The 13,149-nt window shown below is 70.3% G+C and carries 16 protein-coding genes; 13 read left to right on the top strand and 3 right to left on the bottom strand.

All coding sequences use genetic code 11. The annotated features are described in order from the left end of the window. The first annotated feature begins 43 nt into the window (after positions 1-43). From U5K29_06380 to rimM, 7 genes are all read left to right on the top strand, one after another. The gene (locus U5K29_06380) at positions 44-1,459 is read left to right on the top strand and encodes a trypsin-like peptidase domain-containing protein (protein ID MDZ7678158.1); all 1,416 of its coding nucleotides are present in this window, start codon (positions 44-46) and stop codon (positions 1,457-1,459) included. Positions 1,460-1,523: 64 nt separating this feature from the next. Then, positions 1,524-2,654 (top strand): signal recognition particle-docking protein FtsY, encoded by a 1,131-nt coding sequence (gene ftsY, locus U5K29_06375; protein ID MDZ7678157.1) that lies wholly within the window; start codon positions 1,524-1,526, stop codon positions 2,652-2,654. A 79-nt stretch (positions 2,655-2,733) separates the two neighbouring features. Beyond that, positions 2,734-3,294 (top strand): BON domain-containing protein, encoded by a 561-nt coding sequence (locus U5K29_06370; protein ID MDZ7678156.1) that lies wholly within the window; start codon positions 2,734-2,736, stop codon positions 3,292-3,294. 71 nt (positions 3,295-3,365) lie between these two features. After that, positions 3,366-4,814 carry a signal recognition particle protein gene (gene ffh / locus U5K29_06365; protein MDZ7678155.1) on the top strand — a complete coding sequence of 483 codons (1,449 nt, stop codon included), beginning with the start codon at positions 3,366-3,368 and terminating at the stop codon, positions 4,812-4,814. A gap of 89 nt (positions 4,815-4,903) precedes the next feature. Then, on the top strand, positions 4,904-5,230 hold the full coding sequence (gene rpsP / locus U5K29_06360) for a 30S ribosomal protein S16 (protein ID MDZ7678154.1): 327 nt from the start codon (positions 4,904-4,906) through the stop codon (positions 5,228-5,230). Then, positions 5,227-5,523 (top strand): KH domain-containing protein, encoded by a 297-nt coding sequence (locus tag U5K29_06355; protein MDZ7678153.1) that lies wholly within the window; start codon positions 5,227-5,229, stop codon positions 5,521-5,523. The genes rpsP and U5K29_06355 overlap by 4 nt, the downstream gene beginning before the upstream one ends. Positions 5,524-5,533: 10 nt before the next feature. Next, on the top strand, positions 5,534-5,998 hold the full coding sequence (gene rimM, locus U5K29_06350) for a ribosome maturation factor RimM (protein MDZ7678152.1): 465 nt from the start codon (positions 5,534-5,536) through the stop codon (positions 5,996-5,998). A gap of 124 nt (positions 5,999-6,122) precedes the next feature. Here the strand turns inward: rimM and U5K29_06345 are convergent, their stop codons facing one another. Continuing rightward, a complete protein-coding gene (locus tag U5K29_06345; GenBank protein ID MDZ7678151.1) occupies positions 6,123-6,935 on the bottom strand; it encodes a DUF559 domain-containing protein in 813 nt (270 codons plus the stop codon). 240 nt (positions 6,936-7,175) lie between these two features. Between U5K29_06345 and trmD the strand changes: the two genes are divergently transcribed. The 3 genes from trmD (at position 7,176) to U5K29_06330 (ending at position 8,759) form a co-directional block, all read left to right on the top strand. After that, positions 7,176-7,913, top strand: a complete 738-nt coding sequence (gene trmD, locus U5K29_06340) for a tRNA (guanosine(37)-N1)-methyltransferase TrmD (GenBank protein ID MDZ7678150.1) — start codon at positions 7,176-7,178, stop codon at positions 7,911-7,913. 85 nt (positions 7,914-7,998) lie between these two features. Further along, positions 7,999-8,346 carry a 50S ribosomal protein L19 gene (gene rplS / locus U5K29_06335; protein MDZ7678149.1) on the top strand — a complete coding sequence of 116 codons (348 nt, stop codon included), beginning with the start codon at positions 7,999-8,001 and terminating at the stop codon, positions 8,344-8,346. Positions 8,347-8,414: 68 nt separating this feature from the next. Beyond that, a complete protein-coding gene (locus U5K29_06330) occupies positions 8,415-8,759 on the top strand; it encodes a YraN family protein (GenBank protein MDZ7678148.1) in 345 nt (114 codons plus the stop codon). Positions 8,760-8,773: 14 nt separating this feature from the next. On the opposite strand, the gene U5K29_06325 is transcribed toward U5K29_06330, so the two are convergent. Together U5K29_06325 and U5K29_06320 are read right to left on the bottom strand one after the other, a co-directional pair. Continuing rightward, positions 8,774-9,451 (bottom strand): histidine phosphatase family protein, encoded by a 678-nt coding sequence (locus U5K29_06325; protein MDZ7678147.1) that lies wholly within the window; start codon positions 9,449-9,451, stop codon positions 8,774-8,776. Positions 9,452-9,529: 78 nt separating this feature from the next. Next, positions 9,530-9,754: a hypothetical protein gene (locus U5K29_06320; protein ID MDZ7678146.1), complete on the bottom strand. Its 225-nt coding sequence runs from the start codon at positions 9,752-9,754 to the stop codon at positions 9,530-9,532. A 131-nt stretch (positions 9,755-9,885) separates the two neighbouring features. Between U5K29_06320 and U5K29_06315 the strand changes: the two genes are divergently transcribed. The 3 genes from U5K29_06315 to dprA all read left to right on the top strand — a co-directional run bounded on the left by U5K29_06315 (position 9,886) and on the right by dprA (position 13,026). After that, a complete protein-coding gene (locus U5K29_06315; protein MDZ7678145.1) occupies positions 9,886-10,260 on the top strand; it encodes a cytochrome c in 375 nt (124 codons plus the stop codon). A gap of 110 nt (positions 10,261-10,370) precedes the next feature. Further along, the gene (locus U5K29_06310) at positions 10,371-11,882 is read left to right on the top strand and encodes a YifB family Mg chelatase-like AAA ATPase (protein MDZ7678144.1); all 1,512 of its coding nucleotides are present in this window, start codon (positions 10,371-10,373) and stop codon (positions 11,880-11,882) included. A gap of 1 nt (position 11,883) precedes the next feature. Beyond that, positions 11,884-13,026, top strand: a complete 1,143-nt coding sequence (gene dprA / locus U5K29_06305; protein ID MDZ7678143.1) for a DNA-processing protein DprA — start codon at positions 11,884-11,886, stop codon at positions 13,024-13,026. Positions 13,027-13,149: the final 123 nt, after the last annotated feature.

The raw sequence follows: 13,149 nt of genomic DNA, 5'->3' as shown, positions 1-13,149 counted from the left end.
CCCTCGGGGTTCGCCGATAGCCTGCGCAGGGCAAGGAGGTCGCGTGTCCACCACCCCCCATGAGCCAGAACCCGGTGTCGCCGACGACACCGATTCCGACCAGGCGCCCGACGAGGCTCCTGAGACATCGCTCCCCTCGTCCTCCGACGACACCACGGTCCAGGCCGACGACCCGTTCTCCAGCGACGCCGCGACCACGCCGAACAGCCCCCAGTCGGGCGGCCTGTCGCCGCCCCCCGTCCCCCCGCCGGAGACGTCGAGATGGCCGGGTGCATCCACCCCACCGCCGTCGCCTGCGCCGCCGCCCCCAGCGCCTCCCGCCCCTCCCCGCGCCCAGTGGGGCGCGTCATCGACCACGCCGGCGCCACCATCGACCCCACCGAGCGCCCAGCCGGAACCCCGTGCTCGGGCTCCATGGTGGGTGTTGCCCCTGGTGGTGCTCGCCGCGATCGCCCTCGTCGGCGGTGGTGCGCTCGCGGGGTGGGCGCTGTCCGAGCGCGAGTCGACCGAGCAGGCCGAGTCCCCGGCCGCGTCCGAATCCGAGACGGTCCCGGTCGACGACGGCGGCGAGGCTGGCATCGTCCCCGACGACGTGGTCGAGCCGGTGGCGGCGGTGGCCGAGGCGGTGGCGCCGTCGGTGGTCCAGATCGACACCGACTTCGGCTTGGGGTCGGGGATCATCATGGACGACGAGGGTCACATCGTCACCGCCGCCCACGTCATCCAGGGGGCCAACGCGGTTCGGGTCCGCCTGGCCGACGGCACCATGGTCGAGGCGAGCATCGTCGGCACCCACCCCGAGACCGACGTCGGGGTCGTCGCCATCGATCCTCGCCCCGGACTGGTTCCTGCCGTCCTCGGCGTCGACGCCGACATCGCGGTCGGTCAGATGGCGGTCGCGGTCGGCAGCCCCTTCGGCCTCGAGCAGACGGTCACCTCCGGGATCGTCTCGGCGCTCGACCGGCCGGTCGAGACCGAGGCCACCTACCTGGTCGGGATGATCCAGACCGACGCCTCGATCAACCCCGGCAACTCCGGTGGTGCCCTGGCCGACCGACACGGCCGGGTCATCGGGATCAACGACGCCATCCGCACCCAGGGTGGCGGCAACGAGGGCGTCGGCTTCGCCATCCCGATCGACCTCGCGATCTCGGTCGCCGATCGGCTCATCGACGGCGAGCCGATCCAGTCCGGCTTCCTCGGGGTGTCGGTCCGAGAAGCGGTCGAGGGACGGCCCGGCGCGCTGGTCCAGCAGGTCACCCCCGGTACGCCCGCAGATGACGCCGGCATCGAGGTCGGTGACCTCATCGTGTCCATCGACGGCCAGCCGATTCGTGGGGTTCGCGACCTCCGGGCCAGCATCCTCGCGCTCGACCCCGGCACCCCGGTCACGGTCACGGTGGTGCGCGACGGTTCCGACATCGACCTCGATGTGGTGCTCACCATCTCCGAGCTGTGACCGCACCGACGTGACGGTCCGCGGTGCCGGGGTCGTGCGCGCCGATCAGTAGGCTCAACGGGTCATGGCTGAGCTGCTCATCATCATCATCGCCCTGCTGGTCGTGGTCGGGGCCACCGCCGCGTTCGTCGTCACCACCCGGCGTCGCCGCGGCCCCGAGCTCGAACCGCCGCCCACCCGTTCGGTCGACCGGACCGGCTCCGGTGCCGCTGGCACCGCCGTGGCCGAGGCCCCTCCCGACACCGCCGCTCCCGACCTGGTCGACCACACGCCGGTCGTCGAGGCGCCACCACGTCTGCGCGACCGTCTCGGCAAGGCTCGTTCCACCTTCAGCGGGTACGTCGGCTCGATCCTGGGTCGATCCGGGATCGACGAGGAGACCTGGGAGGAGATCGAAGAGGCCCTGCTGCGCGCCGATGTCGGCGTGGCAGCAACCATGACCCTCATCGACCACCTGCGCGAGCGCGTGGCCGACGAGTCGATCACCGAGCCCGCCGCCCTGCTCGACGCCCTCAAGCAGGAGATGAAGGTCCAAATCGGTGCCTACGACCGCACCCTCAGCCGAACCGTCGACGAAGGTCGGGTCCCGGTGTGGCTCATCGTCGGGGTCAACGGTGCCGGCAAGACCACGACGATCGGCAAGCTGTCGTCGCGCGAGGCGGGTGAAGGACGCAGAGCGTTGGTCGCGGCCGGCGACACCTTCCGGGCGGCGGCCGCCGAACAGCTCGAGACCTGGGCCGAGCGCACCGGTGCCGACTTCGTCCGCGGTGCCGAGGGCGGCGACCCCAGCTCGGTCATCTTCGATGGCGTGCAGCGGGCCGCATCCCGGGGTCACGACCTGGTGCTGGCCGACACCGCCGGCCGGCTCCACACCAAGGTGAACCTCATGGAAGAGTTGGCCAAGGTGCGTCGCATCGCCGACCGCGAACCCGGACAGGTCGCCGAGGTGCTCCTGGTCATCGATGCCACCACCGGCCAGAACGGGCTCATGCAGGCCAAGCAGTTCGCCGACGCCGCCGACGTCACCGGGGTGGTGCTCACCAAGCTGGACGGATCGGCACGTGGTGGCATCGTGGTGAGCATCCAGGCCGAGCTCGGCATCCCGGTCAAGCTGGTCGGCGTCGGCGAGACCGTTGCCGACCTGATCGACTTCGATCCGGACGAGTTCGTCGAAGCGCTCTTCGCCACCGACTAGCCTCAAACTCCCCTGGGGGTTTCGATTCGGGCGGTCTCGTGATAGTCCGGGGGAACACGATCTCGACAAGGAGCTGGCCGTGGGTGCGATCAAATTCCTCATCACGTTGCCGTTTCGCCTGGTGGCGGCGGCGATCATCCTGCCGATCAAGGCAGCACTGGGCCTGTTCAAGCTCTCGGTGAAGACCACCTTCCTCACCTCCCGCATGGCCATGCGCAGCAGCGTGATCTCCTTCGCCGCGGGGTTGGGGCTCGGCTGGTTCTTCACCTCGACCCCCACCGGCCGCCAGCTCGTCGAACAGGCCCGCGACCTGGCCTCGGGCACACCGTCGGGCCCGATCGACGATGAGACGCTCACCGCCCAGGTGCGTACCGAGCTGGCATCGAGCACCCGAACCTGGCACCTTCCCCAACCCGAGGTCTCGGTCACCGACGGTGTGGTCACCCTTGCCGGCGAGGCCCCCCACGACACCGGCCGCTCCGACCTCGAAGATGCCGCCAAGGCGGTCCGCGGGGTGGTGTCGGTGCTCAACAACGTCACCATCGGCGGCGACGCCGACCAGGGCACCGCCACCGGCATCCAGACCGACGATCCCGAGGCTGCCGATGCCTCCGAGTCCACCGAAGAGGTGTCGGCCTGATCCATTGGCACCGTGCGCGAACCCGCGCGGTGGTCGAAGGGTCCTGACCGTCCGGTAGCATCGGCTCCTGCATGTTCGACGCACTCTCTGACCGATTCGACGGAATCTTCAAACGCCTGCGGGGCAAGGGTCGCCTCGGCGACGCCGACATCGACGAGGTCCTCCGCGAGATCCGGGTCGCCCTGCTCGAGGCCGACGTCAACGTTCGCGTCGCCCGCGGCATGGTCAACCGCATCCGCGAGCGCTGCACCGGCGAGGAGCTGAGCAAGAGCCTCACCCCGGCCCAGCAGGTCGTCAAGATCGTCCACGAGGAGCTCATCGAGACCCTCGGCGGCGAGACCATGAAGATCACCTACGCGTCGAAGCCGCCGACGGTGGTCCTCATGGCCGGACTGCAGGGCGCGGGCAAGACCACGGCCACGGCCAAGCTGGCGCGCTGGTTCAAACAGCAGGGGCGCAACCCGTTGCTCATCGGGGCCGACCTCCAGCGCCCCGCCGCGGTCGACCAGCTCCGCACCCTGGCCGACCAGGTCGACGTTCCGGTGTGGTCCGAGCCGACCGACCCCGTCGACGTCGCCAAGCGAGGTCTCGACGAGGCCCGCCGGCTCGGTCGCGACGTCGTCATCGTCGACACCGCCGGTCGTCTCGGCATCGATGCCGAGATGATGGAACAAGTCCGTCAGATCTCCGACGCAGTCGAACCGCACTACACCTTCCTCGTCGTCGACGCCATGACCGGCCAGGACGCCGTCGCTGTCGCCGAGTCGTTCCACGAGACCCTCGAGCTCGACGGCGTGATCCTGTCCAAGCTCGACTCCGACGCTCGCGGCGGCGCCGCCCTGTCGGTCAAGGAGGTCGTCGGACGCCCCATCGCCTTCGCGTCGACCGGCGAGAAGCTGGCCGACTTCGACCAGTTCCACCCCGATCGCCTGGCGGGTCGCATCCTCGGCATGGGCGACATGCTGACCCTCATCGAAAAGGCCGAGGAGGCCTACGAGGTCGAGGAGGCCGAGGCGACGGCGACCAAGCTCCTCGAAGGGCAGTTCACCCTCGACGACTTCCTCGAGACCATGCAGCAGCTCAAGAAGATGGGCCCGCTGCAGAACCTCATGGGCATGATGCCGGGCCTCCCCAAGGAGATGAAGGACGCCGAGATCGACGATCGCGAGATCGCCCGCATCGAGGCCATCATCAAGTCGATGACGCCCGAGGAGCGGGTGCAGCCCGAGGTCATCAACGGGTCGCGGCGCACCCGCATCGCCAACGGTTCCGGCACCCAGCCCAATCAGGTCTCCAACCTCATCAAGCAGTTCAAACAGATGCAGTCGATGATGAAGGACATGGGTGGCGGCATGCCCGGCCGAGCCAAGAAGGGCAAGAAGAACAAGAAGGCCAAGAAGGGCGGGCGCGTCACCCCCAAGGGTCCCCAGAAGCCTCGCTTCGACCCCGACGACCCGCTCGGACTCGGCCAGCTCGGCGACCAGTTCCCCGTGCCGGGTCAGGGCCCCAAGTTGAACTGAGGGCCACATCTGGCCAAGACTGTCCAGTCGCCCCAGCGCCCTATGCTGGGCAGTCGATCCCCAACACCGATCCAGGAAGAGACACGAACGTGGCCGTCAAGCTCCGCCTCATGCGGATGGGCAAGAAGAAGCAGCCGACCTACCGGGTCGTCGCCGCCGACGCCCGGTCGCCCCGCGACGGGCGATTCATCGAGATCCTCGGCACCTACGAGCCCCGCCGCGATCCCTCGGTGATCAAGATCGACAACGAGAAGGCGGTCGGGTGGCTCCGCAGCGGTGCCCAGCCGACCGAGACGGTCGAGAAGCTGCTCAAGGCCTCAGGGGCCTGGGAGTGGTTCAAGACCGGGACCCCGCCGCCAGCCGCCGAAGCCGGTCCTGGCGAAGCGACCCCCGCCGAAGCCGAGTCGACCTCGTGACCGACACCGACGCCGATCTCGACGACGACTTCGACCCCAACCGCAAGCCGGCGGCTACCGCCACCTCGGTACTCGAGTACCTCGTCAAGGCAGTCGTCGACGATCCCGACGGCGTCGAGGTCGAGGTCAACGACGATCGACTCGACCGGGTGCGCCTCGACGTGCACGTGGCTCCGGGGGACATGGGCCGGGTCATCGGCCGCCGTGGCCGGGTCGCCAACGCCATCCGCACCGTGGTCCGGGCGGCTGCGGTGCGAGACGGCGTCGATGTCGACGTCGAGTTCGTCGACTGACGCCACGTCCATGACCGACCACCTCGAGGTCGGACGCATCACCAAGGCCCACGGCCTGGGGGGCGAGGTCGTGGTGGCGCTCACCACCAACCGTCTCGAACGGGTCGAGCCGGGTGCGGTGCTCGTCGCGGGCGACCACACCCTCGAGGTCGAGTCATCACGCCCGCACCAGGACAAGCACATCGTCGCCTTCGCGGGGATCGAGGGCCGTGAGGCCGCCGATGCGCTGCGTGGCACCGTCCTGCTCGCCGAGGCGCTCGACGATCCCGACGAGCTCTGGGTCCACGAGCTGGTGGGTGCCGAGGTGGTCGAGCTCGACGGCACCGCACGGGGCAGGGTCGACTCGGTGCAGGCGAACCCGGCGCACGATCTGTTGGTCCTCGACTCCGGCGCGCTGGTACCGCTCACCTTCGTGGTCGACCACGACGCCGGCACCGTCACCATCGACCCCCCGGCCGGCCTGTTCGACCTGTAGCCCCACCGGCATCGGTAGCGCTCCGCCGCCGTTCTGCCGGCAGGAAGCGACCTCAGGGGGTGGTCTGTGCCGGCAGTCGGTCCCTTGACGGTCGTCGCCGCCGTTCTGCCGGCAGGAAGCGACCTCAGGGGGTGGTCTGTGCCGGCAGATCGCCCAGGTGCTCGAGCATCTGGCGCACGCGCCGCACAACGTAGTCGGGGCGTTCGGTCACGTCCTCGTAGGTGAGCTCGAGGTGGGCGATGCCGAGCAGCGCCAGCTCGGCCCGACGCTCTGCGTCTTCTTGGCGTCGACGACGGGTGGCATGGGTGGCGTGGCCCGAGACCTCGACGGCGAGGCGGCCCTCGGCAAACGCGAAGTCGGCACGTAGCACCCGCCCTGTCGAGTCGCGCACCACCCGCTGCACCTGCGGTTCGGGCAACTCGCTGCGGCGGAACAACCTGAGGCATTCAGTCTCGAGCCAGCTCTCACAGCGGCGAGTGGAGCTCGGCTCGGCACCGAGGAGCGACAGGAGGAGCGCGCACCCTGCCCGTCCGGAGGTGGCGAGCCGCTCGAGATGCCAGACCATCTCCCGGTGACTGACGAGTCCGTCGCGGAGCGCGCCGTCGAGCGCGGCCTCGACCGCGTCGGGAGCCTCGATGGCCGCCAGTGCGACCAACGTCCGCGGCACAGCCATGACGGGGATCAGCCCGCAGCGGCCGCGGTCGGCGTTGGTCAGCACCCTCGTCTCGTGGACCCGAGCGACTTGTCGGTTTCCCCGCGCCGGGCGGAGGACCGTGACCTCGGCGGGGAGCGTCAGTCGGGCCCCGTCCAGACGGTGGAGCCACGCGGCGGTGGAGTGTGAGGCCACGGCGGTCGGCCCGCACGACCACACGGCGGCGAGGATCTCCTGTTCGCGGCTGTGCGGACTGCCGGCCACCCGGAGGACCAGCGCTGACACCCGTTCGAACGAACCTCGCCGAACGCGGCCCTGAACCTGTCTCGCCGAGAGGCCCATCCTGTGAGCCTGCGGCGCGGTGACGAGTCCGTGTTGGCGCGATGCGAGCTCGAGGAGCTGGAGATCGTGGTCCATCGCACCAGTACAGCGACGACCTGAGACAGCGAACCGTGTGGCCCACGGGCCCAGCGGTCCCGCAGGAGCTGGGAGCGGTGCGCACCCGCGTGGAAGGCTGGACCTCGCATGAGGATCGACGTGTTCACCATCTTTCCCGGCATGGTCGACGACTTCGCCGCCCAAAGCTTGTTGGGCAAGGCGCAGGAGCGGGGATTGCTCGACGTGCGGGCCCACGACCTGCGCGCCCACACCACCGACGTGCACCGCAGCGTCGACGACGCGCCCTTCGGCGGGGGAGCGGGCATGGTCCTCAGGCCCGAGCCGGTCTTCGCTGCGGTCGAGGCGGTCGAGCCGCCCCGACCCCTGCTGCTGTGCGACCCCGGCGGTCAACGCTTCGACCAGGCGATGGCACGCGAGCTGGCCGCCACCGACGGGTTCTCGCTGTTGTGCGGCCGCTACGAGGACGTCGACCACCGCATCCGCGAGCACCTCGTCGACGACGAGGTGTCCATCGGCGACTACGTGCTGGCCGGAGGAGAGGTGGCGGCCATGGTGATCCTGGAGGCGGTCGGTCGCCTGGTCCCCGGCGTGATGGGCAACGATGCCTCCGCCGGCGAGGAGTCGTTCAGCGACGGGCTGCTCGAGTACCCGCAGTACACGCGTCCGGCCGAGTTCCGCGGGTGGGAGGTGCCCGAGGTCCTGCGGTCCGGGGACCACGGACGGGTCGCCCGCTGGCGCCGGGCCCAGGCGATCGCCCGTACACTGGACCAGCGCCTCGACCTCATCGTCGAACGTGGCGGCCTCGGTGACGAGGACCGTGTCCTGCTGGCAGAGTTCGGTCTCGACACCCCGGCTTTGGACTGACGGGCACGATCCTCTATCCTGCTGAGTCCGCCTCAACCAGGGTGAGCGCCGCCGGCCCTCCCCGAACCCGCGCAGGAGCGCCACCATGCAACCCACCGATCTCGTCGATCAGAGCAGTCTTCGCGACGACATCCCCGACTTCGCGCCGGGTGACACGCTCAAGGTGCACGTCCGCGTGGTCGAGGGCAACCGCGAGCGCATCCAGGTCTTCCAGGGCTACGTGCTGCGCCGCCAGGGCGGAGGCCTGCAGGAGACCTTCACCGTCCGCAAGGTCAGCTTCGGCGTCGGCGTCGAGCGCACCTTCCCGCTCCACACCCCGATCATCTCCAAGATCGAGGTCGTCAGCCGGGGCGACGTGCGCCGAGCCAAGCTGTACTACATGCGCGACCGTGTCGGGAAGGCGGCCAGGATCCGCGAGAAGCGCGAGACCTGAGCCACCCACCGAAGGCTGTCACACTCCCTCGGTACCGTCGTCGGTGACCCACGACGACGGGAGCGGCGATGCCTCATGCACGACAGGTCCTCGGCGCGGCGGGTGAAGCTCGCGCCGCCGAGTGGTACCTCGACCACGGCTACGACATCGTCGATCGCAACTGGCGGTGCCGTGACGGCGAGCTCGACCTCGTGGTCCGCAAAGGCGCAGCGGTCGTGTTCTGCGAGGTCAAGACCCGCAGCTCGGGGGCGTTCGGCTCCCCCGCCGAGGCGGTGACGCCGGCCAAGCAGCGCCGCATCCGCCGCCTGGCCGCCGTCTGGCTCGACCAGGCGGTGCAGCGTCCCCGCGAGGTGCGCTTCGACGTCGCGGCCGTGATGGGGCGCCGGGTCGAGGTGATCGAAGGAGCCTTTTGAGCGCTGGTCCAGGCTCAGCGGGTGCGCATCTGGTCCGGCAGGTGCTCGGCATCGCCCAGCTTGAACAGGTTGAACGACCAGCCCTGGCCGATCCGCATGGGTCGTAGCACCGAGAACGAGGCGTGGAACATCACGAACCGCTCCCACTCCCAAGGCAGTGGCTGGATGCCCAGCATGTGCCCGATGATGGTGGCGTTGGTGCCCGCGTGGGCCACGACGAGGACCCGGGCGTCCTCGTCGTCGATCTCCCAGAGCGGAGTGTCGTCGTCGGTCGGGAAGGTTCCCAGTGGTGCGAGGGACGCTTCGAGGCCCTTGGTGATGCGTTCGTGGAACGCTCGAAAGCTCTCGCCCCCGGCCATGCCGTCCCAGTGGTCCTCGATGGGTCGGGCTCTGGCTCGCGTGAACAGCTCGTCGACCTCCTCGGACGGCGTGCCGGTCCAGTCGGGCATGCGCAGCTCCTCGAGCCAGTTCTCGAACCTCGGCTCGGCCCCCAGCACCTCGAGCAGGGGCGCAGCGGTCTGGCATGCCCGCTGCATGGTCGACACCATCACCGCGTCGAAGTGCTCGTGAGCCAGACGGTCGGCCAGCCGGCGGGCCTGGTCGCGTCCGCGGTCGGTGAGCGGCGGGTTGTCGACGCTCAGACCCTCCCGGACCCACTCGGGTTCGGCGTGACGTACCAGCACCAGCTCCATGGTCGGAGCATAGGGCCCGTGCTCCGGGTCGCCGGCTCGTCATCCGGGTGTGCTGCGGTCCCGTCGCGGGGCCTGCGTTCAGCGCCGTCCCGGTCGCCTCCGGTGGCGGTGGTTCCAGCACCCGCGGTGCCAGTGGCGGCGAAGGTCGGGATCGGTGTGGGGGACGACGACCATGTGGCCGGTGCCGGGGGTGATGTCCTGGTTGCACCCGGGACACAGATAGGTCTTGGTGGCGGCATAGGGCTGGATGAACCGCACGTCGAGCTCGTCATCGGGGAGGGTGGCGGTGATGTCGGCGTTCATCCCAGCGCTGCCCAGGCGACGAGCGCGGCGCACACCACCAGGGCGACGACCACGAAGGCGATGTCGGCGACGCGCGAACCGCGACGAGGGCGGAATGGGTTCATTCCCATGCGATCAGTATCGTGCCCCGGATGAAGGCGATGCAGGTCGAGCGACGAGTGCCCGCGTCGGTGCTCGGGTTCGTGGCGATGGCGGCGATGACGCTCGGTGGCTGCGCTGGTTCCGAGGCGCCCGAGGTTCCGGTCGACGATGCCGGCGACGCCGACCCCGTGCTGGTCGAGGGTCGCGAGCTGTGGAACGCCCAGTGCTCCCGGTGCCACGGCGCCGACGGGAGCGGAGGTGCCGGTCCCGATCTGCGGGGTCCCTGGTCGCCCGATCGACAACCCGATGCCACGACCATGGCCACGATCATCGCCGAGGGCCGAGGCGCCATGCCGAGCTTCGGCGGCGACCTCTCCCAGGAGGAGATCGACGCCATCGTCCGCTATGTCCGCGAGGTCCTCTGAGCCCGCACCGGTGAGGGAATTCCGATGATCGCCCTTCCCAGCGTCACACCGGTCGCCTAGGCTGACGACCACTTCCCCCTCCCGACCACCAATCGTGTCAGGAGGGTCCGGTGATCGCCACCGTCCCATCGGCCACGCTGCTCGGCGTGCAGGGCCGTGCCGTATCGGTCGAGGTCCACGTCTCCAACGGCTTGCCCGGGTTCACCGTCGTCGGCTTGCCCGACACCTCGTGTCGTGAAGCGCGCGACCGGGTCCGAGCCGCACTGTTGTCCAGCGGCCTGCCGTGGCCGCTCAAGCGGGTCACGGTCAACCTCGCCCCCTCGGGTGTGCGCAAGGCGGGCTCTCAGCTCGACCTCGCCATCGCCATTGCCTTGCTCGTGGCCGTGGAACGCATTCAACCCGACCGCGTGCGGGGGATGGCCTTCGTCGGCGAGCTCGGCCTCGATGGCACGATCCGCTCCGTCGCCGGCACGGTGCCGCTGGTCCACGCGCTGGGTTCGCCCACCGTGGTGGTGCCGGCCAGATCGGTGGGCGAGGCCGAGCTGGTTGGTCACCATCGGGTCAGGGCCGCCACCGACCTCACCACCCTCGTCGCCGCCATCGACGGCGACGAACCATGGCCCAGCGCTCCCGTGCAGCCCGTCCCCGAGCGCGACCACGAACCCGACCTGGCCGACGTGCGCGGCCAGCCGATGGCCCGGCTGGCCCTCGAGCTGGCGGCGGCCGGCGGGCACCACCTGCTCATGGTCGGTCCGCCGGGCGCCGGCAAGACGATGCTGGCCAAGCGTCTGCCCGGCCTCCTCCCCGATCTGACCCCTGACGACGCCCTCGATGCCACCATGGTGCACTCCGCCGCGGGCGTGCCCCTGTCGGCCGGACTGGTGCGGCGCCCGCCGTTCCGGGCCCCGCACCACGGTGCCTCCACCGTGTCGCTCACCGGGGGTGGGTCGGCCATGATGCGACCGGGCGAGATCAGCCTCGCCCATCACGGCGTGCTCTTCCTCGACGAGCTCGGCGAGTTCCAGGCTCCGGTCGTCGACGCGCTGCGTCAGCCGCTCGAGGAGGGCGTCATCCGGGTCAGCAGGGCGGCGGGCACCGTCACCTTCCCGGCTCGGGTGTTGCTGATCGCGGCCATGAACCCCTGCCCCTGTGGTCAAGGGGCCGCTCCCGGGTTGTGCACCTGCTCGGACGCGGCCAGGGCCCGATACCACCGGCGGGTGTCGGGCCCCATCCTCGACCGCTTCGATCTGCGGATCGACGTCGCCGCCCCCGAGGTCGACGATCTCATCGGCGGCGAACCCGGCGAGTCCACGGCGTCGGTGCGCGAGCGGGTGGCGACGGCGCGCGAGCGGGCCCGGGGCCGCGAGGTGCGGTGCAACGCCGAGCTGGCCGCCGAACATCTCGACGAGGTCGCACCGCTGTCAGACGATGCCACCAGATTGCTCGAGGCCAGGCTCAGGGCGGGACAGCTCACGGGTCGTGGCTTGCACCGCATCCGGCGGTTGGCGCTCACCCTCGCCGATCGGGAAGACCGTGGCGGGTCGCTGTCGGTGGAGCATGTGGCGCTGGCGCTGTCGCTTCGCGCCGTTCCCGCGCCGTTCGAGATCGGGGCGGTGGTCTGAGGTGAGAGCTTCGAGCCGGGAACCCGAAGAGGCGGCGGTGGCGCTGGCCTCGCTGCCCGCCATGGGGCCGGGCAGGCTCACCGCCCTGGTGCGGACCTTCGGGTTCGCCCGAGCCTGGGATGCCGTGTGCCGGGGGCGACCATCCGACGAGCCCGACGTGGCTCGTGCCCTCGGCGCGAAGGCACGCGAGATCCAGGACGAGTGGGCGCGTGCATCTCGGACGCTCGACCCATCGGCGCTGTTCGACCAGCACCATCGGGCCGGCATCGAGGTCACCACCATCGGCGCCGATCGATTTCCGTCGGTCCTGGCGGCCGATCTCGAACCGCCCATGGTGCTGTTCTCCGTCGGCGATCTCGAAGCGATCAGCGGCCGGCGGGTGGCCATCGTCGGAACCCGCCGGTGCACGCGCAGCGGCCGTCTCACGGCACGGGAGATGGGCCGGCAGCTGGCCGAGGCTGGTGTGGCGGTGGTGTCGGGACTGGCGCTGGGCATCGACGGCGCCGCGCACGAAGGCACGTTGGAGGCCAGCGATGGTGCCGCGCCGATCGGTGTGGTCGGGACGGGTCTCGACACCGTGTACCCGCGTCGTCACCAGCGGCTCTGGGATGCGGTCTCGGCCAGGGGCGTGCTGGTGTCGGAGGTGCCGATGGGCGCAGGTGCGCTGCCGTGGCGGTTCCCCGCTCGAAACCGGATCATCGCCGCCCTGTCCGAGGTGGTCGTGGTGGTCGAGTCCCACGCCACCGGTGGTGCGCTGCACACCGTCGACGAAGCACTTCGGCGCGACCGCCAGGCGCTGGTGGTGCCCGGGTCGGTGCGCAGCCCTGCCTCGGCGGGCACCAACGCGCTGTTGCACGAGGGCCTCGGCCCTGCCCGCGATGTCACCGATGTGCTGATCGCTCTCGGGTTCTCCGCTGTCACAGCCAACGATGCCGCGGGCCACGATTCCGCGCCGCGCCGCTCCGACCTCGGCCGCGCCGACGCCGACCTGCTCGACCTGGTCGGCGACACGCCGGTCAGTGTCGACCAGTTGGCTGCTCGCTCCGGTCTGGCGCTCGGCGATCTGGCGGTGCGGCTGATGAACCTCGAGCACCGAGGGTGGCTCGTGCGCTCGGGCGGCTGGGTCGAACGGGTGCGGACATGATCAGCACACGTCACCACGTGGTCGTTCGGGTGCAGGTGGGGGGTCACATGGAGTCTCGCCCGGTACGGTGGGACCGTGGGCTGGGACCTGGACCGCTTCGAGGCCGTGCTGACCGGGGTGTCG

The organism is Acidimicrobiales bacterium (assembly GCA_034521975.1).
Classification (GTDB): domain Bacteria; phylum Actinomycetota; class Acidimicrobiia; order Acidimicrobiales; family SKKL01; genus SKKL01.
The sequence above is the reverse complement of the archived record's forward strand: the minus strand, read 5'-3'. Positions and strand labels throughout refer to the sequence as shown.

Coding starts and splice junctions, on each gene's coding strand:
- U5K29_06320 (MDZ7678146.1), bottom strand. CDS start 9,754: ATGAACGCCGACATCACCGCCACCCTCCCCGATGACGAGCTCGACGTG.
- rimM (MDZ7678152.1), top strand. CDS start 5,534: ATGACCGACCACCTCGAGGTCGGACGCATCACCAAGGCCCACGGCCTG.
- U5K29_06315 (MDZ7678145.1), top strand. CDS start 9,886: ATGAAGGCGATGCAGGTCGAGCGACGAGTGCCCGCGTCGGTGCTCGGG.
- ffh (MDZ7678155.1), top strand. CDS start 3,366: ATGTTCGACGCACTCTCTGACCGATTCGACGGAATCTTCAAACGCCTG.
- trmD (MDZ7678150.1), top strand. CDS start 7,176: ATGAGGATCGACGTGTTCACCATCTTTCCCGGCATGGTCGACGACTTC.
- U5K29_06325 (MDZ7678147.1), bottom strand. CDS start 9,451: ATGGAGCTGGTGCTGGTACGTCACGCCGAACCCGAGTGGGTCCGGGAG.
- ftsY (MDZ7678157.1), top strand. CDS start 1,524: ATGGCTGAGCTGCTCATCATCATCATCGCCCTGCTGGTCGTGGTCGGG.
- U5K29_06330 (MDZ7678148.1), top strand. CDS start 8,415: ATGCCTCATGCACGACAGGTCCTCGGCGCGGCGGGTGAAGCTCGCGCC.
- rplS (MDZ7678149.1), top strand. CDS start 7,999: ATGCAACCCACCGATCTCGTCGATCAGAGCAGTCTTCGCGACGACATC.